This is a genomic window from Duganella sp. GW821-FHT07G03 (genome assembly GCF_059418605.1).
In genome coordinates, this window is record NZ_JBWKQE010000030.1 from 59,665 (window position 1) to 81,354 (window position 21,690).

Sequence of the window (21,690 nt, forward strand, 5' to 3'; positions counted from 1 at the left end):
GCGGCAATATTGCGTTATAACGTCAATATATTTTTCGACAGGAGCACCGCCATGAACTTCTACCGTTGGATCGCCGTGGCCGCCGTGGCCTCCGCCGCCGCTTCCGTCATGGCGGCCGAGTCGCTGACGCCGGAGCAGGCCGCAGCCCATGTGCTGAACCGCATCGGCTACGGCCCCAAACCGGGCGACATCGAGCGGGTGAGACAGATGGGCGTGCAGCGCTACATCGATACGCAGCTGAGCGCCGGCGCGCCGCTGCCGCCGGTATTGAGCGCGCGCCTGGCCGGCCTGGACGCGGTGCAGCAACCGGCCGGCGTGGTGATGCGCCGCTTCCTGGAAGTGCGCGCGATGGCGAAGGACGAGTCGGACGGCGACAAGGCCAGGCGCCGCGAGGTGGTCACGGCCATCGCGCAGCAGACGGCGGAGGCGCGCATCGCCCGCGCGGTCGACAGCCCGAACCAGCTGGAAGAGGTGATGGTCGATTTCTGGTTCAACCACTTCAACGTCTTCGCCGGCAAGGGCGTCGACCGCGCGCTGATCGCCAGCTACGAGCGCGACGCGATCCGCCCTTACGCGCTCGGGAACTTCCGCGACCTGCTCGGCGCCACCGCGCACCACCCGGCCATGTTGTACTACCTGGATAACTGGGTCTCGACCGCCAACGGCTACATCCCTCGCGGGAAAAAGCAGGGCGGCCAGAAGGCCAAGAGCAGCGGCCTGAATGAAAACTATGCGCGCGAGCTGATGGAGCTGCACACCATGGGCGTCGACAGCGGCTACACGCAGAAGGACGTGACCGAACTGGCGCGCATGCTGACCGGCTGGACCTACGACAATCGCGAGCTGGTCGCGCGCAACCGCAGCTTCAGCTTCGACGCCGCGCGCCACGACCGCGACGACAAGCTCTGGCTGGGCCGCCGCGTCAAGGCCGGCGGGCAGGAGGAGGGCGAGTACGCGCTGGACGTGCTGGCGATGCTGCCGGCCACCGCGCATCACCTGAGCTTCCAGCTGGCGCAGTACTTCGTGCAGGACCAGCCGCCGCCGGCGCTGGTGGAGCGCATGGCCAAGAGCTACATCGACAGCAAGGGCGACATCCGCAGCGTGCTGCGCACCCTGTTCGGCAGCGCCGAGTTCATGGCGCCGGAAGCGGTGGGCGCGAAGTTCAAGACGCCGTATCAATACGTGATCTCGGCGGTGCGCGCCAGCGACACGGCGCCGTCGGACATCAAGCAGACCCTGGGCGTGCTGACCCGCCTCGGCATGCCGCTGTACGGTTGCCAGACGCCGGACGGCTACAAGAACACGCAGGATGCCTGGCTCAATCCCGATGCGCTGAGCCGCCGCATCGCCTTCGCAACCCAGCTGGCGCCGGCGCTGGACGTGCAGGCCTTGCAGGCGACGCTGGCCGGGGCGATCTCGGCCAAGACGCAGGGCGCGATCGCCGGCAGTCCGCCGCCGCTGCGTGCGGCCATGCTGCTGGGCAGTCCCGATTTCATGCAGCGCTAATTCGCCAGGAGACCATCATGCAACGCAGAGACTTCCTCAACACGCTGGCCGCCGGCGCCGGGCTGGTGATACCGCTGGGCCGCCACGCCTGGGCCGCGACGGCCGCCGCGCCGGGCGCCGACGCCACCGGCCGCAAGCTGATCGTCATCATGCTGCGCGGCGCGGTGGACGGCTTGAACGTGGTGGCGCCGGTGGCCGACGCCAACTATGCGCGCCTGCGTCCGAGCATCGCGCTGGCCAAGCCGGGCGACGACAACGGCGCGCTGAATCTGGACGGTTATTTCGGCCTGCACCCAGCGCTGGCGCCGCTGCTGCCGTTGTGGGAGCAGAAGAAGCTGGCCTTTGTCCACGCCAGCGGTTCGCCGGACGCCACCCGTTCCCACTTCGATGCGCAGGACTACATGGAATCGGCCACGCCCGGCGTCAAGAGCACGGCGGATGGCTGGATGAACCGCCTGGTGGCGACGCTGCCCGGCATCACCACGCCGACCCGCGCTGTGAGCATAGGCCCGACCATGCCGCGCATTTTGTCGGGTCGCGCGGCGGCGGTCAACCTGGCCAACGGCGCGGCCGGCACCAAGGCCAATGTGCTGGACCGGCCGGCGGTGAGCAAGGCCTTCGACCAGCTGTACGCGGACAACGCGCGCTTCGGCGCCGCCTACCAGCAGGGCCAGGACGCGCACAAGGAAGTGATGGACGCGGCGGCCGGCAAGATGGTCGGCGGCGGCATGGGCGGCGGCATGATGTCGGCCGAGATGCAGGCGGCCAACGGCGGCGCGCCTTTGCCGAACGGCTTCCCTGATGATGCGGCGCGGCTGGCGGCGCTGATGCGTAACGATCCGAATATCCAGCTGGCCTTCGTCGCGCTGGGCGGCTGGGACACGCACGCCAGCCAGGGCGCGGCGCGCGGCCAGCTGGCCAACCGCTTGCAGCCGCTGGGGCAGGGTCTGGCGGTGTTGGCGCAGCGACTGGGACCGCTGTTCGAACAGACCACCATCGTGGTGATGTCGGAGTTCGGCCGCACCGCGCGCGAGAACGGCAACGGCGGCACCGATCATGGGCATGGCAACGTGATGTGGGTATTGGGCGGCGGCGTCAACGGCGGCAAGGTGCTGGGCGACTGGCGCGGCGTCGGCGACGCGGAGTTGAACGAGGGCCGCGACCTGCCGGTGACGACCGACTTCCGCAGCGTGCTGGCGGCGATCGCCGAGCGTCATCTGCGCTTGAGCGACAAGCAGCTGGTGCAGGTGTTCCCATCGTTGCCGCGCGGCGGCAAGCTCGATCTGCTGCGCAGTTGAAGCGGCAAAAAAAAACGCCCGCTACCTTGACGGTGCGGGCTCAATTCCAATGTTCAGCGAACGGTTGGAGGAGACAGTTCCAACTATATGCCTGTTCATGCTGCGGTGCAATACCGTAGAACTACGGTGTCGAAGCTTCTACAGTATGAAAAAGTCAAACTTTATGCGGCAGCGCCAGCGTGAACGTGCTGCCCTGGCCGAAATCGCTCTTGAAGAACAGCGAGCCGCCGATCAGGTTGGCCAGGTTCTGGCACAGGTACAGGCCCAGGCCCGCGCCTTCCGCATGCCGGGTCGAGGTCGAGTCGAGCTGCGAGAAGGCCTGGAACAACTTGGCCTGGTCCTCCTCGCGGATGCCGGCGCCGCTGTCGGCCACGGCGAACTCGATGATGCTGCGGCCTTCGCCCGCGCGCTTGGCCAGCGTTACCCGCACCTTGCCGCTCTCGGTGAACTTGATGGCGTTGTTGGCCAGGTTGAGCAGGATCTGCGTCAGCGCGCGGCGGTCGGTTTCCAGCACGATGTCTTCTTCGACCAGCTCCACTTCCAGTTGCAGCCCCTTTTGCAGCGCCAGCGGGCGCAGCGTGTCGACCACGTCGTTGACCAGGTGCTGGCACTGCACGGTCTCCAGCTCCAGCGTGACCTTGCCCGCTTCGATCTTGGCCACGTCCAGGATGTCGTTGATCAGCGAGAGCAGGTGGCGCGCGCTGGTGCGGATGGTGTTGAGCTGCTTGTCCTGCTCCGGCGTCAGCGGGCCGGGTAGCTTCATCAGCAGCGCGCCGGTGAAGCCGATGATGGCGTTGAGCGGCGTGCGCAGCTCGTGCGACATGTTGGCGATGAAGGCCGATTTCATCCGGCTCGCCTCGGCCAGCTCCAGGTTCTTCAGCGCGATCTCGCGGTTGATGGTTTCCAGCTCGCCGGCGTGGTGCGCCAGCCGCATATTCAGTTCGATCACCTGCCGTTCGCGCGCCTGCAGCTCGCTGTTGACCTGCACCGCCTGTTCGTAGGTGGAGATCAAGAGGTCGAGGATCTGCTGGCGCTCGGCGTTGATGAAGTGCTTCTGGTCGCCCAGGTACAGGGCGATGCCGATCTCCATGTTCTGGTTCTTGCGCAGCTTCTGGTTCATCAGCATGTGGCCGATGCGGTTGAGCAGGTAGTCTTCGGCGTAGGGCTTGCGGATGAAATTGTCGGCGCCGCATTCGATGCCGCGGATGATGTCCTTCGGGTCCATCAGCGACGTCACCAGGATCACCGGGATTTCACGCAGTTCGGGATCGGCCTTGATGGCGCGGCACAGCGTGTAGCCGTCCATCTCCGGCATCACGATATCGGACAGCACCAGGTGCGGCTTGCGCTCGCGGATCGCATCCAGCGCCAGCTGGCCGTTGCCGGCCACGCGGGCGCCATAACGCATCGACTGGATCAGCCGGCGCAGACGCTCGGCCTGGGTCGGGCTGTCTTCCACGATGAGGATTTCGATTTCGTCGGGCTGAATTTCGTAGCTGGTGTCCACGGACCCCCCTCCTGAATGCGTATGTCGGCTGTTGTGACTATATCGGATTTAATCCTTCAGGGGGGACTTTCCTGCCCTTGGAAACCGCCGGCGCGCCAGGTCAGCACCAGCGTATCGCGGTGGCCGTGCTCTGCCAGCGGCTGGATCGGGGTTGATTCGTGGATCACGGTGGCGTCGTCCAGCAGCAGCATGGTCCACGGCTCGGTCATGGTGAAGCGCTTGCCGTTCGGCCCATCGGCTTCAAAGATGCGAGTCTCTCCGCCCTTGATCTGCTCCCGGCCGATCAGCAGCACGGCGACGAAATCGACGCCGTCGCGGTGCGCGCCTTCCGGCGTCGGCCGGCCGATGCCGTCGGTGGTGTCGATGCGGAACTGGTGCGCCTCGACGTACCACGGGTCGCTGTTGCGGCGCACTGCGCTGCACAGCAGGCCGATGCCGCGCACCAGCGCCTGCCACGCGGGCTGCGCCACGGTGGCCGCCTGCATCGGTTCGAACAGGCGGTTCATGCCGCCGTGCAGGGCGTTGTATTCGAGCGGCTGCCAGTGGGCGCGGTGCGCGGTCTGGGTCAGCTCGGCGCCGTTCTGGACGAAGCAGGAATGGCGCCGGCGCCGATAGCGGCCGCCGTCCTTCAGGTAGTTGTCCAGTTCCAGCGCGTCCCAGCTGGGGATCAGCGCGTTGAGCGCGGCCAGCGGCACGCCGGCCAGCGCCGCCACGTCCTGCGGCGGCATGACCGCGTAGCCGTCCTTGCGCAGCGCGTCGGCCACATGGAGGGGATGGGTGTAGATCGGATTGGAAGTCGTCATCGGCTCTCTCAGCTGGCGGACATCAGGCTGGCACGCAGCGCGTTCAGTTGCTGCTTCATGCCGACCACTTCATCGAGCGTGCACTTGGTCGCTTGCAGGATGGACGGCGGCAGCTTGGCCGCCTCGTGGCGCAGCGCGTCGCCGTGCGGCGTCAACGTGATGATGACCTGGCGCTCGTCGCTGGCGGCGCGGGTGCGGGTCAGCAGCTCGGCCGCCTCCATGCGCTTGAGCAGCGGCGTCAGGGTGGCCGAATCGAGGAACAGGCGCTCGCCCACCTCGGACACGGTCAGTTCGTTTTTCTCCCACAGCACCATCATCACCAGGTACTGCGAATAGGTCAGCCCGAGGCCGCGCAACAGTTTGCGGTACAACTTGCTCATCGCCAGCGAGGTCGAATACAGCGCAAAGCAGAGCTGGCCGTCCAGCTGGGGTACGGCCGAGGCTGCGGCGGACGGGGCGGGGGGTGTTTTGGTATCCATGCGCACAGTATAGATAGTGCACTATACAATTGCAAGCTAGCCGAGAAAAAATGTTTTGCGGGCAAATTCAGTCGGCGGTTATCATCTATCATGCTAGCGATAGAGACCAATCCCAGGGAGTAGTGGCGGATGAACATCAAAAAGGCCATCGTGCTGGTCGTCGACGAGGCGCCGGACAACCTGATCTTGATGCATGGGCTGCTGCAAGACCAGTATGAGGTCAAGCTGGCCAACAACGGCGGCGCCGCGCTGGCCATCATGCAGCAGGTGCCGCGTCCGCATCTGGTGGTGCTGGATACGGCGCTGCCGGAGATGGACGGCTACAGCGTGTGCCAGCAGCTCAAGTCCAGCCCGGACACGGCCGAGATTCCCGTCATTTTCCTGCAAGGCCAGGCCGACGAGGGCCGCGCCTTGCTCGAAGGCGGCGCCGACGTCGTGCTCAAGCCCATCGTCGGCGAGCTGCTGCGCGCGCGGGTCGACACCCATCTGCAACTGCGCCACTCGCGCGAACTGCTCAAGCAGCAGCGCAACCTGCTGGAACACGTGGTCGAGGAAGTCACGGCGGAGCTGAGCCAGATGCTCGACGCGATGATCTGGGCGCTGGCCTCGCTGGCCGAAACGCGCGAATACGAAACCGCCAACCACCTGCGCCGCGTGCAGCACTACGTGGCCGCGCTGGGCCGTCAGCTGCAATCGCACAAGCGCTTCCAGGAGGAGCTGAGCGAGGCCAATATCAAGTCGCTGTTCAAGGCCGCGCCGCTGCACGACATCGGCAAGGTGGCGATCCCGGACGCCATCCTGCTCAAGCCGGACCGCCTGACGGACGAGGAATTCGCCGTCATGAAGCTGCACACCGTGTACGGGCGCGACGCCATCGTCAACGTCGAGCACCACCTGGGCTACACCAACACCTTCCTGCGCTACGCGCGCGAGATCGCCTATTCGCACCAGGAGAAGTACGACGGTTCCGGCTATCCGCAAGGCCTGGTGGGCGATACGATCCCGATGTCGGCGCGGCTGATGGCGGTGGCCGACGTCTACGACGCGCTGATCTCCAAGCGGGTCTACAAGCCGGCCTTTACCCACGAGACGGCGATGGAGATGATACGGCAGGGCAGCGGCGAGCATTTCGATCCCGACGTGGTCGACGCCATGCTGACCATCGAGGAGGAGTTCATGGCCATCGCCGAGCGTTACAGCGATCACGCGCCCGGCGGCGCGGCGCCGGAAATAGCCGGATAGGCGGCGCCGCCAAATGAAACGATCGCGCGGCTACCTGGCGTTCTTTCTTGGCATATTCCTCACCGCCGCGACCTGCTATTTTGTGGCCGTGACGCAGAGCCGGCAGGTGCAGGCGAACTTCCAGCGCGATGCCGACAAGGTGGCGCGCGACGCCGAGGTGCGGCTGCAAACCTATTTCGACGTGCTGCTCGGTATCAAGGGCATGTACGCGCTGGAGGACCGCATCGACCGCGGGAGCTTTCACCGCTTCGTGGCGGAGCTCAAGTTGGACCGGCGCTATCCCGGTTTCCAGGCGATCCAGTTCGTGCGGGTGGTGCCGGACGCGCAGCTGGCGGCGTTCAGCGCCGCCGTCAAGGGCGATACCGCCATCGAGGCCGCCGGCTATCCCGGTTTCCTGGTGCATCCGGCCGGCGCCCGCGGCCCGCACTACATCATCGAATACACCGAACCGCTGAAGGGCAACGAGAACGCCTTCGGCCTGGACCTGGCCGCGCTGGCGCCGCACCTGAAGGCGCTGGAGCTGGGGCGCGACACCGGCGAGATCGTCGCCACCGAGCGCATCACGCTGGTGCAGGACGCCAGCGGCCAGCCGGGCTTCGTGGCGCGGGCCCCGGTCTTCCGCGCCGGCCTGCCGGTGCGGACGGTGGAACAGCGGCGGGCCGCGCTGTTCGGCTTTGTCGCCATCGTTTTCCGCGTCAACACGCTGATGCGCGAGGTGATCGATGCGCCGCTGCTGGAACATCTGCGGGTGCGCATCGACGATGACGGCTACTACGACAGCAAGGACGCGCCGCCCTCCGGCGCCGACGCGCTGCTCTACGACAGCGCCGCCCTGGCCGCGATGCGCCAGCCGCGCGGCGCTCCGCTCGAGGGGCTGGCGTCGCGGAAGGCGCTGATGGTGGGGCAGCGCCGCTGGCAGTTGCGCATTGAAGGCTATGCCGGTGCGCGCTACAGCAGTTCGCCGCTGCCGGTGCTGCTGATCGGGGTGGTTGGCCTGATCATCAGCGCGCTGATCGCGGCCTTGCTGGTGTCGACCCGGCGCATGATCGACGCCAAGCACGGACTGGAATACAGCCTGGCCGAACTGGAACGGCAGAAGAGCAATGTGGAGCAGGCGCGCAGCGATCTGTCGGTGGTGGCGGAAACGCTGAAGCAGGCGCAGACCAATCTGCTGACGTCGGAGAAGATGGCGTCGCTGGGCGCGCTGGTGGCCGGCGTGGCGCACGAGTTGAATACGCCGATCGGCAACAGCCTGTTGACGGCCAGCGCCCTGAGCGACATGGTGCGCGATTTCGAGCGGCGCCTGGCCACCGACGGCGGCCTGAAACGCTCGGTGCTGGAGGCGCATCTGGCCGACGCCCGCAAGGCTTGCGACATCATGGGCAGCTCGCTGACGCGGGCGGCCGACCTGATCACCTCCTTCAAGCAGGTGGCGGTGGACCAGGCCAGCGGCCAGCGGCGCCGCTTCCGGCTCGACGAGGTGGTGCACGACACGCTGGCCACCTACGCGGCGCAGTTGCGGCGCAATGGCTGCGAGGTGCGCGTCGACGTGCCGGCGGGGCTGGAGTTCGATTCCTATCCGGGCAGCTTGAGCCAGGTGCTGAGCAATTTGATCGGCAACGCGCTGCTGCACGGCTTCGATGGCCGCGCCAGCGGCGCCATCGTCATCGAGGCGCGGCGCGAGGAGGTCGACAGCGTGAAGCTGACCTTCGCCGACAACGGCGTCGGCATGTCGGCCAGCACGCTGCACAAGGTGTTCGATCCCTTCTTCACCACCAAGCTTGGGCAGGGCGGATCGGGGCTGGGGATGAATATCGTTTATAACATTGTCACCGGCATGCTGCGCGGGACGATACGGGTCGAATCGGAACCCGGCAAGGGCAGCACCGTCACGCTGGTGCTGCCGATGCGGGCGCCGGAAGGCGCGCCGCAAGAGCCTGCGCTTCAGCTGTAACGTCGGCGCAGCAGTTCCAGCATCGCCACGTTGAGCTCCCACGCGTTGGAGATTTCCTTCTGCGTGTAGGGCAGCGTTTGCGTGTACGGCACCGGGCCGAATTCCGGCGTCAGCGTCATGCGCGGCGCGCCGGCGGCGCGCCGCAGCCGTATCACTTCATCCCACCAGGACAGGTGCGCCGCCAAGGCGGCCTGCGATTCCGGCGCGCGGAAGTCGGCCACCTGCGGCCCTTGCTGGTGGCCGACGCGCGCGTGGATGTGGCGCACATGCGGCAGCGTCGCGGCCAGCGTGTGCGGCTGGTCTTCCAGCAGCGATTCGCAGGCGCAGCACCAGTGCGACAGGTCGGCCGTCAGCTGCAGCTCCGGCAGTTGCTCCAGGTAGGGCAGCAGCAGCATCGGGTGGCCGCTGAAGCGGCTGCGGTGGATTTCGTGCACGATGGGCACGCCGTGCTGGCGCGAGATGGCGGCCGCCAGTTCCAGCAGCTCGCGGTTCTGCGCCGGCGTGAAGTAGTCCTTGCCGGTGTGCGAGTTGACGTGCAGCGGCTTGGCGGCGCAGGCGTTGTGCAGCAGCTCGGCCAGCGCCGCGCGGTGCGGTTCGAAGGTCGGGTGGAACACGGTCTCCCATTGGGCTGCGATCAGTCCCAGGCCGGCGGCGGCGATGCGGCCGGTCCAGTCCTCGCGGGCGGCGGCGTCCAATGGCAGCGACATTTCGATGCCGTCGAAGCCCGCTTGCCTGACGCGGTCGATGAACACCTGCGGCGCCAGCTCGTTGTTGCCCCAGTGGGCGGCGAAGATCTGGATCTGCATTACAGGAAGCCCCGCACCGGGAAGGCGGCGTCGCGCTGTATCCAGTTCTGCGGCGAGTATTCGGTGGCGCCGTCGGTCACGTGCAGCGTGTAGGCGTGGCGCGAGACGGTCGAGCGGTTCGGCGCGCTGTAGTGCGGCAGCAGGCCGTGGAAGCATACCAGGCTGCCGGCCTTGCATTCGAGCGGCACGGCGGTGCTGTCGTCCGGCCAGGGCAGGTCGCTCAGCTTTTCCATGCGCACCTCGTCGCCGTTGCGCAGGAAGCGCTCGCGCATCGGGCCGCGATGGCCGCCCGGCTCGGCCCACATGCAGCCGTTTTGCAGGGTGGCGTCTTCCAGCGCGAACCAGAAGGTGGTCACGCTGATTGGATCGGTGTCGAAGTAGGTGGCGTCCTGGTGCCAGCGCACCTCGCCGCCGATGCCGGGCTGCTTGAAGATGTACATCGACTGCCAGACCTGGGCGTCGGCCAGACCCAGGTCGCGCGCCACGGCGGCCAGCCGCACGTCGGTGGAGAAGGCGCGGAACACCGGGTCCCGGTCGTGCATGGCGTGGCCGATCTTGTTGATCGACAACGCCTTGTCCTGTTTCAGTTGGCCGTCCGGGCCAAAGGCCTCTTCCTCGAAAAAGCAGCGCACCGTGTTGTCGGAGCCGAGGAAGTAGTCGTCGGTGGTCTTTTCCTGCTCGATGGTGCTGAAGATGCCGGTCTTGGCGTTCGGGTCGAATTCGTTGACAATCTGCGCCGCCCGCGCGCGCAGCGTGGCGATCTCCTGCGGCGTCTTGAAGTTGGGCAGGACGATGTAGCCGTCGCGTTGATATTGTTGTTTTTGTGCGTCTGTCAGCATGGCGGGCTCCCTGGGGCGTGATTCGATGTGCCATTGTAGGTTGCGCGCGCTTGCCAAACAATCCGCAAAGGGTTGACACATTGTCTCCGGAATGAAGACAATGTGATATGGATCAATTACGTGCGATGGAGATTTTTATCGAGGTGGCGCGGCAGCGCAGCTTCAGCGAGGCGGGCCGCCGCCTGGGGCTGACGCGCGCCATGGTCAGCAAGCATATCCTGCAACTGGAGGCCAAGCTGCAGGCGCGCCTGCTGCACCGTTCGACCCGCGAGGTGAGCCTGACCGACGCCGGCCAGGCCTATCTGGCGCCGTGCATGGCGACGGTGGTGCAGTCGCAGGAGGCGGCGCGGGCGCTGAGCCAGGCCACCCAGGCCGGCGCGGAACTGGCGGGACCCTTGCGGATACAGGCGCCGTCCAGTTTCGGCAGCGAGTGGCTGGCCGACGCGGTGGCGCGTTTCAGCCTGCCGCATCCGCGGTTGTCGCCCTCGTTGTACGTGGATGACGCGCTGCTCGATCCGATCGAGCATGGTTTTGATTTGACGATACGGGTGGGCGGCATCCCGGACGTGCATGCGCTGGCCATGCGGCCGCTGGCGCCGTGCCGCGGCGTGTTGTGCGCGTCGCCGGCGTATCTGGCGCGTTACGGCGTGCCGCAGGCGCCGCAGGACCTGCATCAGCACCGCTGCCTGCATTTCAGCCACCTGACCGACGGCACGCAATGGCATTTCGCGCGCGGCGAGGAGCGGCAGTCGGTGCGGGTGCAGGCGGCGTTCACGGCGAACAATGGGTTGGTGTTGCAGCAGGCGGCGCAGCGCGGGCTGGGCATCGTCTACAACACCACCTTCCTGGCGTGGCGCGCGCTGCTGGAGGGGACGCTGGTGCCGGTGCTGGCCGACTGGGAGCTGCCGCTCAATCATCTGAGCGCGCTGTATCCGGCCAGCCGGCAGCCGTCGGCCAAGGTGCGGGCGCTGATCGATTTCCTGGTGGCCGAATACCAGCCGGTGCCGCCGTGGGACCGGGAGTTGACGGTCGCCGGCTTGCTGGGTTGACTTAATAATACTCAGACGTCATGTAAGCGTTTCTTGATGAATTGTCAGTCAGATGAACTTCAACTCAAGCTCGTCTGCACGCAGATCACGGCGCTTAATGTAGGTAAGTTCAAGGATATTCATCTGTTCTATCTCTCCGGTATCAGGAAATAGGGCAGCGACCAATCCAACCAGCAGGCTCATGAAGATGCGGAGCAAAATGTCGTATCATCGCCAGCGCTTGAAGGAATGGCGGCTCGGCAACAACTAGAGCGTGCCAGACGGTATCGACATCAGAAAGGGAAGACTTCCGGTCCTCACTTTTCATGTGAGTGATACGGTCCCGTAGTTTTTTCAAGCGCCGATAATCTTCCCATGCCTTTCTTCCCTTTGGTGACTTGGCCTTCAATACATCAGGAAGTATGATCGACAACTTTTCGCACAACGAAACGTGCCGTTGAATAGCAGCTTTATCCAACTGTTCTAGAATCACATCGCTCTTTCGATGACAAATGTACGCATAGTCATCAGGGATATGATCGTTTGCAAACGCTTCTAAACCGGCATGTGCAGTGAGCACGGATTCCATTACGCACTCAAGGTATTCGAATGCATGGGCATCCTGCTTAAATTGGACTTGCGTCCCATTGCCAGTGTCGATTCTGGCCCTTGCTCGTACAAGCCCAGCTTCACGAAAGGCACGTTGAGAGGCGCTCAACATCAATGCTGTTGCGTTTGGCAGCGGTATGGTTAGCTCCTTCCCAGCCTTGATCTTTGCGACAGTAACGACTGTTAAGCGAGCGCCTGTTTTCGCCTGTTGCCCATCCCAAGTAGATGTCCAGTCTTCAGCTAAGTTAGTGAATGCTTGCAGCCGCCAGTCAGGAGTTTGTGCCATCATTGCCCTTGGTTCGTCTTAAATCCTATTTCGCACCACGACACCGTCCGACATAATGAAGCCATCTCCGATAGCCTCCCAGCTAAATATGCCGGTCGTGACCCTATCAAACAGTGACTCCACAGCTAGGCATCCACTGTAAATCGTGCTGAGTTCGGTTGCTGACATGCTATGGGCTATCGTTCTTGCGTCTACGTCGGTACAAGCTCGATCTTGATTTTCTTTCCCAATGCCGCTGCTGCGCTGGCTAAGGTCGTGAGTGTAAGGCTCGCGTCGTTTTCGTCCAGCAGACGGTTCAGCGACGCTCTACTCGTGTGCATTTTTTCAGCCAAGCTTGTTTTACTCATCTTCTGTTTTTTCATTGCTTGGGAGATCTGCCAGGCGATAACCCGCTTTACCGCAACGGCAGTCGCATCCTCCAGGGTGCCTTCTTCGATAAGAAAATCATCGAAGCTGCTGCCAATATTTTCTTTCTTCATCTAGAGCTCCATTATTTCAAGCGCTGCTTTGCGATACGCAAGTCTGCCAATGGCGTTTGAGCCGACTTCTTGATAAATCCGTGCAGTAGCACCATCGTGTGGCCTTCCAGTGTGAATAGCACTCGCGCGATGCGGCCTGGCAAAGAGACTCTCACTTCCCACAGATTCTGGTCCATTTTGCGTACCAATGGCATGCCTAAGGGCCAGCCATACTGGACCGTCTTGATATCCTCGCCGATGCGCTTTCGGTCTGTAACCGGCAGAGATTTTAGCCAGTCACGAACGGGCTCGACGCCGTTATCGGTCACATAAAAATTGACGCTGAGCGTAGGCGTTGGCATACGATCAGTGTATCAAATTTGATACGCCGTGCAAGTGCTAATTTAGGCAGGACTTACCTGCCAGGCGCCGTCGCGGTAGACCAGTTCATCGTCGAGATAGACCGCCTCGGTCACGGCGAACACGTCGACGTGGTAGCGCGCGTCCTTGCGCTTGAACTGCGGCTTGGCGTACACGCCGTGCTTGGCGCCCAGCGACAGGTGGATGCCGCACATGCGTTCAAAAGTGCCGATGTCGTTGACCATGCAGTCGCGCGAGAAGGCGCGGTTCATGCCGAAGCCCAGCTCGCGCAGCCACACCTCGCCCTCGTGCGCGCGGATGATGGCCAGCATGTTGTCGAACTCCGGCGTGGCGTTGTCGGCGCCCACCACCCGGCCTTTTTCGACGATCAGCGTGACCGGCGTGGCCGGCTGGTTGACCATGAACGACGTATCGCCGAACACGAAGATCCGCACGCGGCCGTTGACCGCCTCCAGGTCGCGCGCCTCGGTGAACACTTCGCCCAGCGGGAACTGGCCGCCGATGTTGTTCATGCCGCTGTAGTCGCCGATATTGAGCTTGGCCGATTCGAACGGCGAGCCGAACACCAGCCGCTCGCCGTTGCCGCTGTCGACCACGCCGTGCTGCGCGCGGTCGATGCGCGCCTTGAGCGCGTGGCCGACGCCGCGGTAGTAGGCCGGGTCGTAGGCCAGCGAGGCGATGTAGTGCAAGCCCTGCTCGCCCGGCATGCGCGACAGGTGCACATGCTCGATCACCTTCAGGCCGCGCTTGAACAACTCGATGCGGATGCGGAAGGCTTCCAGCCGGAAGCTGGTCGACTGGATCAGCACCACCAGGTCGCCGGCGCGCATGCGGGCGAAGGCGGCCAGCACCTGCTCCGGCGTGGTGCTGTCGAAATCGACGAAGTCGGCGTCCGGCAGCACGCGGCGGTAGGCTTCGGTCAGGGCGCGGTTGAGGTCGCTTCGGGTGTCGTAGACGATCAGCGCCGCCTGCGGGGCGGCGTGGGCGATCGCCACGGCCAGCGTGTCGCCCACATTGCGCTGCGCCGTGTCGACCGCGTGCTCGGGAATGGCGCCGTAGCGGGAGGTTACTGGGGCGGGCAGGGAAGACGACGTCATGGCGCGGCGCTAAAAAGGGATCAGCCCGCATTATAAAGGCAGAAGCCGCCCCATTACCCGTAACGCCACGCCGGCGCGGTTTCTCCTTGTATTGGGCTGGGACGCGATATAGAATCACAAATATAGCCTAGCAGCAACTCCGACGACAACGACAGGAAGCGTGATGAGCGTAATAATGGGACAGGATTTGCCGTTGGAGCGACCGGACACCACCGGCCGCGCCGCGTTGTTCGTGCCGACCGCGAACATCAAGGACGACGTGCTGGAAACCGTGCGCAAGGGAGCGGCGATCGTCGGCTTCGGCAATCACGACCGCACCTTGACCATCTACTACGAGAGCAACCGCTTCAACGAGGCCAACCTGGTCAAGTGGGAGCAGAAGGCGCGCAAGGCCTTCGAGCGCCTGGCGGAGAACCTGCCGACCGTCTCCAAGATGGTGAGCCGGCCCGAGAACTTCGAGCAGGTGGGCTACATCAGCGGCAAGGGCATCCTGATCCGCCGCATGGAAAAGCTGATGAAATGGCTGGAGGCGTCGGATGCGATGGACAGCGCGCCGGCCTCGGAAAACATCGTCTTCGCGCCGCCGCCGCCGCCCAAAAAGATCAGCTGATACGCCGCAGCCGCGGCGATGGTCAAGCGCCCCGGCGAGTATCTGCAAAAGAACGGCAAGGACAAGGCGGTGGCCGCGTTCAACGATCCCAAGGGCGACTTCATCCAGGGCGACCTGTAAAGGGTTGGGTCCAGTACGGGTGGCCGAACTCGATCAGCAAAAACCTCGAAGAGAAAAACACCTACGTCGAAAGAGTCGGCGACTACGTCATCGGCGTGGGCATCTACAAATAAGCGCCTGCCGTGCGCTGTGCGCAGGCGCGGCGTTGTATGCTGTCAGAAATGTTTGGTTCCTTGAGGAGACGATGATGACGGCGATGACAACGGTACGCGGCGCGGCCGCCGCTTTGGTGGTGCTGGCGCTGCTGGGCGGCTGCCAGAAGAAGGATGATAGCGTGGCCGGTCCGGCCGAGGCGGCGGGCCGCAAGCTCGACCAGGCCACCGACAAGGCCGGCCGCCAGCTGACCGAGGCCGCGCAACAGGCCAACCAGCAGATCACCGACGCCGCCAAGGAAACCAGCCAGCAAATCAACAAGGCCACCGACGCCGCCGGCGACAAGCTCAACCATGCAACCGAGGAAGCCGGCAAGAAGCTGGAACAGGCCGGCACCAAGCTGCAGGAAAAAGCCCGCGAACGCGAAGCGTCCAGCCCCGCCAAGTAAGCCTCAGTGGCCGTTCTTGTGGGCCGCGTGCTTGAGCGGCACCACGTTGCTGTGCTCTGACGGCGACGGCGGCGGCGTTTCCGGCCCGCCGCCCAGCACCACGCTCAAATCCACAAAGCCGGCCCGCCACGCGCTCTCGAGGTCCTGCTCGATCGCCTCCATCGACGTCTGGTGGAAGTTCTCGAAGCCGCGCACGCCGTAGGCGCGGTTGCGCCCGTGCGACTTGGCCAGGTACAGCGCCATGTCGATCAGGTTGACCGCGCGCTCCCACGGCAGCGGCACGTCGTCCGGCGCCAGCGGGAACGGCGAAAAACCCACCGACACGTTCACCGAAATCTCGTGCTCCTGGTAGCGGATGATCTGCGACGAGATGCCCACCAGGATGCGGCGCGCGATCTCGTCGACGCCGTGGCGCGGGATCGCCGGCAGGAAGGCCAGGAATTCCTCGCCGCCCCAGCGCACGATCATGTCGGTCTCGCGCAGCACCACGCGCAGGTTCTCGGCGATCATCTTGAGCACGGCGTCGCCGGCGGCGTGGCCGTAGCGGTCGTTGATGTTCTTGAAGTGGTCGACGTCCAGCAGGAACAGGGCGCCGACGATGTCGTCGCCGTGCAGCGTGCGCTTTTCCGCGTACGGCTTGTCGGCATCGATCATGTCGCGCATGAAGTCCTGGAAGTGGCGGCGGTTGTACAGCATGGTCAATGGATCGAGCGTCGACTGCGCCTTGAGCTCCAGGTTCTTGACCTCCAGCTGGGCGTTGGCGTGCCGCACCTTGCGGTACAACAGCCCGACCACCATCGACGCCAGCGCGAACACCAGGGCCAGCAGCCACCACACGCGCTGCTGCAGGCGGCGGTTGTCGATCTCGGCGCCCTTGACCTGGTTCTCCTTGCTCAGCAGCTGGATCTGGCGCTGCTTCTTCTCGGTCTCGTATTTTTCCTGCAGCTCCAGCACCGCCTTCTGGCGCTGCTTCTCGAACAGCTCGTTCGAGATCGCCCGCTCGCGGTGGTAGGCCGACACCGCGCCGGCCAGGTCGCCCACCCGTTCCAGCGCTTCGCCATATTCGCGCAGGGCCTCTTGCAGATCGGGCTTGTTGTTCTCCTGCTCGTAGCGGGCCATGCCGGCTTCGTACTGCTTCTTGCCCTCGGCGATGCGGCCCATGCCCAGGTAGGCCTGGCCCAGGTTGACGCGCGCGGTGGCCTCCACCGACTTGTCGTTGGTCAGCTGGGTCGAGCGCAGCGACTCGCTCGCGTACTGGGCCGCGCGCGGATAGTCGTGCTCTTTCAGGTAGCTGTCGGACAGGTTGACCAGCGTCACGCCGAGCATGCGTTCGGCGCCCAGCTTGCGCTCCAGGTCCAGGCTTTGCAGCAGCGCGCGCAAGGCGCGCTTGGGCTGGCCGGAATCGATGGCCAGGCCGTACTCGGTGATCTTGGCGATCGCCATGCGACCCGGCGAACGCAGTTTCTCGGTCTCGGTCAGCAGCTCGTCGAGCGCGGCGGAGGCCTTGTCGTATTCCTTCATCTGCGTGTACAGATTGACCAGCGCGTTGAGCGCGCCGAACAGCATCACCGGGTCGTCGCCGACCTGGCGCGCCAGGTCGACGCCGTTTTGCAGCTTGACCAGCGCGGCCGGGAAGTTGCCCAGTTCGGCATAGGTCTGGCCGACCGTGACGGCGATCTGCGAACGCAGGGCCATATTGGTGCTGTTGGCCGCCATTTTTTCGGCGTCGAAGGCCAGCTGGTGCGAGGCCTCGACATCGGCGCGGTCGAACAGCACATAGCCCTTGGCCATCATGCCTTTGGCGACGATGGCGTCGTCGTGCAGGGATTTGCCGTAGGCGATCAGCTGGTCGGCGGCGGCCAGGGCGGCGTCGCTTTTGCCGGCGCGCATATTGGCCACGCTCAGTTGATTCAGCAGTTCGGCCTGGGTGGCGGGCGGCGCGCCGGCCGCCTCGGTTTGCAGCGTGAGCAGCTGCAATAAGGCCTTTTCCGGCACGAAGCGGCTTTGTTCGCGCACGTCGATGATGCGGGCGTACAGCGAGGCCGGGTCGGTTTCGGCCGCGGCCAGCAGCGGCGACAGGACGAGTGCTACAGCGACCGCGACGGCGCGCGGTCTGGCGCGGACTAGCCACCCACCATTTCTAAAACCTGCCAACTGACGCTCCCGGTTGTCGACTGCGCATGCAAAGTGTCTAGACAATTATATTCTTGTTGCAGTCGAGAAAGCCCGTGGAATTGCGATTTTTCACGCAAAATCGCACATAATCCGTGGCGGAATCGGCAATGAAATGATTGAAATCGCCATGCGCCTGGCGGCGGTTTTGGCAATGTTGTCAGAAGATGAAAGCTAGGCCGCCAGTTGTTGCAGCAGGTAGAGCCGCTGGTACAGGCCGCCGTCTATCCGCATCAGCTGCTCGTGCGGGCCGGTCTCGGCGATGCGGCCGTGGTTGAGCACGATGATGCGGTCGGCGTCGCGGATGGTCGACAGCCGGTGGGCGATGGCGATCACCGTCACCGTGCCGCGCAACTCGTCGAGCGCGGTCTGCACGATCTGCTCGGTCTGCGAATCGATGTGCGAGGTGGCCTCGTCCAGCAGCAGGATGCGCGGCCGTCCCGCCAGCGCGCGGGCGATGGCGATCAGCTGCTTCTGGCCCACCGACAGGCGCGAGCCGCCTTCGCCCAGCGCGGTGTCGTAGCCTTGCTCGAGCGCGGCGATGAAGTCGTGCGCGTGCGCGCCGCGCGCCGCCGCCTCGATCTGCGCCTGCGTCAGGCCGCGGCCCATGTCGATGTTCTCGCGCGCCGAGGCGGCCAGCAGGAAGGGGTCTTGCGGCACCAGGCCCACTTCGGCGCGGAAGCGCTCGTTGGCGATGGCGTCCAGCGGCACGCCGTGCAGGGCGATGCCGCCGTGCGTCACCGGATAAAAGCGCAGCAGCAGCGACAGCAGGGTCGACTTGCCGCTGCCGGTGTGGCCGACGATGCCCACGAAAGCGCCCTGCGGGATCTCCAGCGACAGGTCGTGCAGCACGGTCTGGCCTTCGTTATAGGCGAAGCTCAGGTGGCGGATGGCGACCGCCGGCGCTTGCTCCTTGCCGGCGTCGTTGGCGGCGGCGCGCGCGGTGGCCAGGCCGATGTTCTGGCTCTGGCCGTGGTCGGCGTGCTCGGTGGCGGTGGCTACCTCCAGCAGCGCGGCCACGCGCGCGGTGGCCACCACCGATTGCTGCAACTGGCTGAACTGCATGGTGATCTGGATCAGCGGCTCGATCACGCGCGCCAGGTAGCTGATGAAGGCGTACAGGATGCCCACCTCGGCGGCGGTCATTTCGCGCTGGCCGAACAGGTAGATCACGGCCGCCAGCAGGATGATGTTGAACATGTCGAGCGCCGGCCGCAGCAGCCAGGCGTTGGCGCGCAGCTCGGCCAGGCGGGCGCTGTAGTGGTCCTGGTTGGTGGCGGCGAAGCGCCGGCCGAAGCGGGCCTCGGCGTTGTTCGCCTGCAGCACGCTCATGCCGCCTATCGATTCGGCCATCTGGCCGTTGATGTCGCTGCGCAGCGCGCGCGCGCGGGTCACGGCCGGCGCGCTCCAGCGCTGGTACAGCCAGACGATCAGCAGCACCGCCGGCAGCAGCGCCAGCACGATCAGCATCAGGTGCCAGTCCAGCCAGGCCATCGCCGCCACGGTGCCGACCAGCACGATGGTCGAGTCGAGCATCACGAACAGCACCTGGATGTACAGCGTCTTGACGGCCTCGGTGTCGTTGGTCACGCGCGCGACCAGCTGGCCGGTGATGGCGCGGTCGAAGAAGGCCATCGGCAGCAGCAGCACGTGGGTGTAGACCATTTCGCGCAGCCGCATCACCGAGCGCATCGCCAGCCCGGACAGGCGCACCAGCTGCAGGTAGCGCAGGCCGCTGGCGATCCAGCCGGTGAGCACCACGCCGGCCAGCAGGGCGGCCATGCGCGGCCAGTCCAGGTGGTGCGGCAGCAGGTGCTCGTCGATCAGCGCCTTGCCCATGATGGGGCCGGACACTTCCAGCAGCGCGGCCAGCACCAGCCACATGACGGCCCAGCCCAGGTGGTGCTGGTCGGGCAGCGCGGCGCGGCGCAGCAGGGAGAACGCCTGCCAGGTCTGGCGGCGCGCGGAAATCTGTTCTGGCTTAGAGGGCATCGAGACTGGCTTCCAATTGTTGATAGCGCCACTGGCTGGCATACCAGCCGTCCTGCTCCAGCAGTTGTTCGTGGCTGCCGGTTTCGCTGATGCTGCCGTCGCGCAGCACCACGATCAGGTCGGCGTTGACCACCGCGCTCAGGCGGTGGCTGGCGATGACGGCGCTGCGGCCGTTGCGGGCCTGGCGCAATGCTTCCAGGTGCTGCAGGATGCGCGTTTCGGTGCCGGTGTCGACGGCGGACAGGGCGTCGTCCAGCAGCAGCAGGTCGTTATCGGCCAGCAGCGCGCGGGCGATGGCGACGCGCTGGCGCTGGCCGCCGGACAAGGTGATGCCTTTCTCGCCCACTTCGGTCTGGTAGCCCTGCGCGAATTGCAGGATGTCGTCGTGGATGGCGGCCAGGTCGGCGGCGTGTTCGATCTGCGCGCGGGTGGCGCCGGGACGCGCCAGCGCGATGTTGTCGGCGATCGAGGCCGAGAACAGGAAGGACTCCTGCGGCACCCAGCTGATGGCGGCGCGCAGCGCGTGCAACGTGTATGCGTCGAGCGCGTGGCCGCTCCAGCGCACGCTGCCCGATTGCGGCGTCAACTGGCGCAGCAGCACCCGCAGCAAGGTCGACTTGCCGCAGCCGGTGGGGCCGACCAGGCCGAGCGTCTGGCCGGGCTTGAGCTCGAGCGTGATGCCGCTCAGCGCCGCCACACCCTGGCCCGGATAGGCGTAGCTGACATCGTGCAGCGCCAGCGCGCCCGGCGCCACGGCGGCCAGCGTGCCGTGGTCGGCTATCGCCAGCGGCGCGTCCAGCATCGGCTGCAGGCGCTGCCAGGCGGCCTTGCCGCGTTCGATCAGCGACAGCACCCAGCCGGCGGCGAACATCGGCCAGATCAGCTGGCCCAGGTACATGGTGAAGCTGGTCAGCGCGCCGATGGTCAGCTGCTGCTGCCAGACCAGGTAGCCGCCCAGGCCCAGGGTCAGGCCGCCGGCGGCGGTCAGGGTCAGGCCGACGGCCGGTTCGTAGGCCGCCTCCCACACCTGCGCGCGCAGGCTGGCGTTGGAGGCCTGCTGCGCCAGCTCGCCGAACTGCGCGGCGCTGCGCTGTTCGAGTCCCAGCGCGCGCAGGGTGCGCACGCCGGACAGGGTTTCCTGCACATGGTCGTTGAGGGCGCTGAAGCGCTTGAGCGTGTCGGTGGAGGCGGTGTGGATATGGCCGGAGATGTACCAGAACGCCCAGCCCATCAAGGGGAAGGGCAGCAGCGCGATGCAGGCCAGGCGCCAGTCGACGCCGAGCAGCATCACGCCCAGCACCATCACCAGGGTCAGCGCGCCGTCGAAGCCGGCCAGCATGGCTTCGCCGGCGGCCATTTCGATGGCGTCGATATCGTTGGTGGCCAGTGCCATCAGGTCGCCGGTGCGCTGGCGCTGGTAGAAGGCCGGGCCTTGCAGGGTGAGGCGGGTGTACAGGCGGGTGCGCAGCGACACGCCCAGCTGGTAGGCGGCGCCGTACAGGATCTGGCGCCAGCCGACGCGCAGCAAGTAGATGCCGGCGCCGGTCAGCAGCAGCCAGCCGATTTCCCTCAGCAGGGCGTCGCCGCCCAAGGTGTGGGCGGCCAGGCCGTCGATCATGGCGCCGACCTTGCGCGGCACCCAGACGGTGAGGATGGCGACGCCGGCCAGCATGACGCCGGACACGGCATAGGCGCGGCTGTGTTGGCGGACGAAGCCGCCGATCAGCCTGGAAAGTTTAGACATGTTGCCTCGGATTAGCGCGTAGGGCGCTAGGATACAACATGCCAACAAAACCCGTTGGGGGTCAGTTCGGCATCGTGCCACGCGTGGCACGATGCCGGAACTGACCCCCAACGGGTTTGCTTATTTCTTGGCTTTGGTGCTGCTCAGCATGTCGAGCTGCTTGCCCTTTCTCTTCTACACATCTGACGCTGCCGACAATTCCCCTCGAGTGTAGACTT

The 21,690-nt window shown here is 65.3% G+C and carries 19 protein-coding genes; 7 read left to right on the plus strand and 12 right to left on the minus strand.

Annotated features, from left to right (window positions below; genetic code table 11):
* The first annotated feature begins 51 nt into the window (after positions 1–51).
* The gene (locus AC07OK_RS27615) at positions 52–1,506 is read left to right on the plus strand and encodes a DUF1800 domain-containing protein (RefSeq protein WP_494693267.1); all 1,455 of its coding nucleotides are present in this window, start codon (positions 52–54) and stop codon (positions 1,504–1,506) included.
* A 17-nt stretch (positions 1,507–1,523) separates the two neighbouring features.
* A complete protein-coding gene (locus tag AC07OK_RS27620) occupies positions 1,524–2,804 on the plus strand; it encodes a DUF1501 domain-containing protein (RefSeq protein ID WP_494693268.1) in 1,281 nt (426 codons plus the stop codon).
* Positions 2,805–2,958: 154 nt separating this feature from the next.
* Here the strand turns inward: AC07OK_RS27620 and AC07OK_RS27625 are convergent, their stop codons facing one another.
* From AC07OK_RS27625 to AC07OK_RS27635, 3 genes are read right to left on the minus strand one after another with little or no spacing between them, the layout of a single operon-like run.
* Positions 2,959–4,311, minus strand: coding sequence for a hybrid sensor histidine kinase/response regulator (locus AC07OK_RS27625; protein WP_494693269.1), 1,353 nt, complete (start codon positions 4,309–4,311; stop codon positions 2,959–2,961).
* 56 nt (positions 4,312–4,367) lie between these two features.
* Positions 4,368–5,114, minus strand: coding sequence for a 2OG-Fe dioxygenase family protein (locus AC07OK_RS27630; protein WP_494693270.1), 747 nt, complete (start codon positions 5,112–5,114; stop codon positions 4,368–4,370).
* Between the two features lie 8 nt (positions 5,115–5,122).
* Positions 5,123–5,593: a MarR family winged helix-turn-helix transcriptional regulator gene (locus AC07OK_RS27635; RefSeq protein WP_494693271.1), complete on the minus strand. Its 471-nt coding sequence runs from the start codon at positions 5,591–5,593 to the stop codon at positions 5,123–5,125.
* A gap of 129 nt (positions 5,594–5,722) precedes the next feature.
* Between AC07OK_RS27635 and AC07OK_RS27640 the strand changes: the two genes are divergently transcribed.
* Both AC07OK_RS27640 and AC07OK_RS27645 read left to right on the plus strand, forming a co-directional pair.
* Positions 5,723–6,835: an HD domain-containing phosphohydrolase gene (locus AC07OK_RS27640; protein ID WP_494693272.1), complete on the plus strand. Its 1,113-nt coding sequence runs from the start codon at positions 5,723–5,725 to the stop codon at positions 6,833–6,835.
* Between the two features lie 13 nt (positions 6,836–6,848).
* On the plus strand, positions 6,849–8,789 hold the full coding sequence (locus AC07OK_RS27645) for a CHASE domain-containing protein (RefSeq protein ID WP_494693273.1): 1,941 nt from the start codon (positions 6,849–6,851) through the stop codon (positions 8,787–8,789).
* On the opposite strand, the gene AC07OK_RS27650 is transcribed toward AC07OK_RS27645, so the two are convergent.
* Together AC07OK_RS27650 and AC07OK_RS27655 are read right to left on the minus strand one after the other, a co-directional pair.
* Complete coding sequence (locus tag AC07OK_RS27650; protein ID WP_494693274.1) at positions 8,780–9,595, minus strand: TIM barrel protein; 816 nt, start codon at positions 9,593–9,595, stop codon at positions 8,780–8,782. The genes AC07OK_RS27645 and AC07OK_RS27650 overlap by 10 nt on opposite strands.
* Positions 9,595–10,434, minus strand: coding sequence for a phytanoyl-CoA dioxygenase family protein (locus AC07OK_RS27655; RefSeq protein ID WP_494693275.1), 840 nt, complete (start codon positions 10,432–10,434; stop codon positions 9,595–9,597). Before AC07OK_RS27655 ends, AC07OK_RS27650 begins: the two co-directional genes overlap by 1 nt.
* Positions 10,435–10,541: 107 nt before the next feature.
* Here AC07OK_RS27655 and AC07OK_RS27660 point away from each other — a divergent pair, with 107 nt between their 5' ends.
* Positions 10,542–11,483 (plus strand): LysR family transcriptional regulator, encoded by a 942-nt coding sequence (locus AC07OK_RS27660; protein ID WP_494693276.1) that lies wholly within the window; start codon positions 10,542–10,544, stop codon positions 11,481–11,483.
* Positions 11,484–11,625: 142 nt separating this feature from the next.
* Here AC07OK_RS27660 and AC07OK_RS27665 read toward each other — a convergent pair whose 3' ends face one another.
* From AC07OK_RS27665 to AC07OK_RS27680, 4 genes are all read right to left on the minus strand, one after another.
* Positions 11,626–12,360, minus strand: a complete 735-nt coding sequence (locus tag AC07OK_RS27665; protein WP_494693277.1) for a hypothetical protein — start codon at positions 12,358–12,360, stop codon at positions 11,626–11,628.
* A gap of 188 nt (positions 12,361–12,548) precedes the next feature.
* Entirely contained in the window at positions 12,549–12,836 is a 288-nt protein-coding gene (locus AC07OK_RS27670; RefSeq protein ID WP_494693278.1) for a helix-turn-helix domain-containing protein, read from the minus strand.
* Positions 12,837–12,847: 11 nt separating this feature from the next.
* Entirely contained in the window at positions 12,848–13,177 is a 330-nt protein-coding gene (locus tag AC07OK_RS27675) for a type II toxin-antitoxin system RelE/ParE family toxin (protein ID WP_494693279.1), read from the minus strand.
* 42 nt (positions 13,178–13,219) lie between these two features.
* Positions 13,220–14,293: a M29 family metallopeptidase gene (locus tag AC07OK_RS27680; protein WP_494693280.1), complete on the minus strand. Its 1,074-nt coding sequence runs from the start codon at positions 14,291–14,293 to the stop codon at positions 13,220–13,222.
* A gap of 163 nt (positions 14,294–14,456) precedes the next feature.
* Between AC07OK_RS27680 and AC07OK_RS27685 the strand changes: the two genes are divergently transcribed.
* Positions 14,457–14,903 (plus strand): hypothetical protein, encoded by a 447-nt coding sequence (locus tag AC07OK_RS27685; RefSeq protein WP_494693281.1) that lies wholly within the window; start codon positions 14,457–14,459, stop codon positions 14,901–14,903.
* A 307-nt stretch (positions 14,904–15,210) separates the two neighbouring features.
* Complete coding sequence (locus tag AC07OK_RS27690; protein WP_494693282.1) at positions 15,211–15,564, plus strand: apolipophorin; 354 nt, start codon at positions 15,211–15,213, stop codon at positions 15,562–15,564.
* A gap of 3 nt (positions 15,565–15,567) precedes the next feature.
* Here the strand turns inward: AC07OK_RS27690 and AC07OK_RS27695 are convergent, their stop codons facing one another.
* From AC07OK_RS27695 to AC07OK_RS27705, 3 genes are all read right to left on the minus strand, one after another.
* The gene (locus AC07OK_RS27695; RefSeq protein WP_494693283.1) at positions 15,568–17,718 is read right to left on the minus strand and encodes a tetratricopeptide repeat-containing diguanylate cyclase; all 2,151 of its coding nucleotides are present in this window, start codon (positions 17,716–17,718) and stop codon (positions 15,568–15,570) included.
* 192 nt (positions 17,719–17,910) lie between these two features.
* Positions 17,911–19,728 carry an ABC transporter ATP-binding protein gene (locus tag AC07OK_RS27700; protein WP_494693284.1) on the minus strand — a complete coding sequence of 606 codons (1,818 nt, stop codon included), beginning with the start codon at positions 19,726–19,728 and terminating at the stop codon, positions 17,911–17,913.
* Positions 19,718–21,472 (minus strand): ATP-binding cassette domain-containing protein, encoded by a 1,755-nt coding sequence (locus AC07OK_RS27705; protein ID WP_494693285.1) that lies wholly within the window; start codon positions 21,470–21,472, stop codon positions 19,718–19,720. The genes AC07OK_RS27700 and AC07OK_RS27705 overlap by 11 nt, the downstream gene beginning before the upstream one ends.
* Positions 21,473–21,690: the final 218 nt, after the last annotated feature.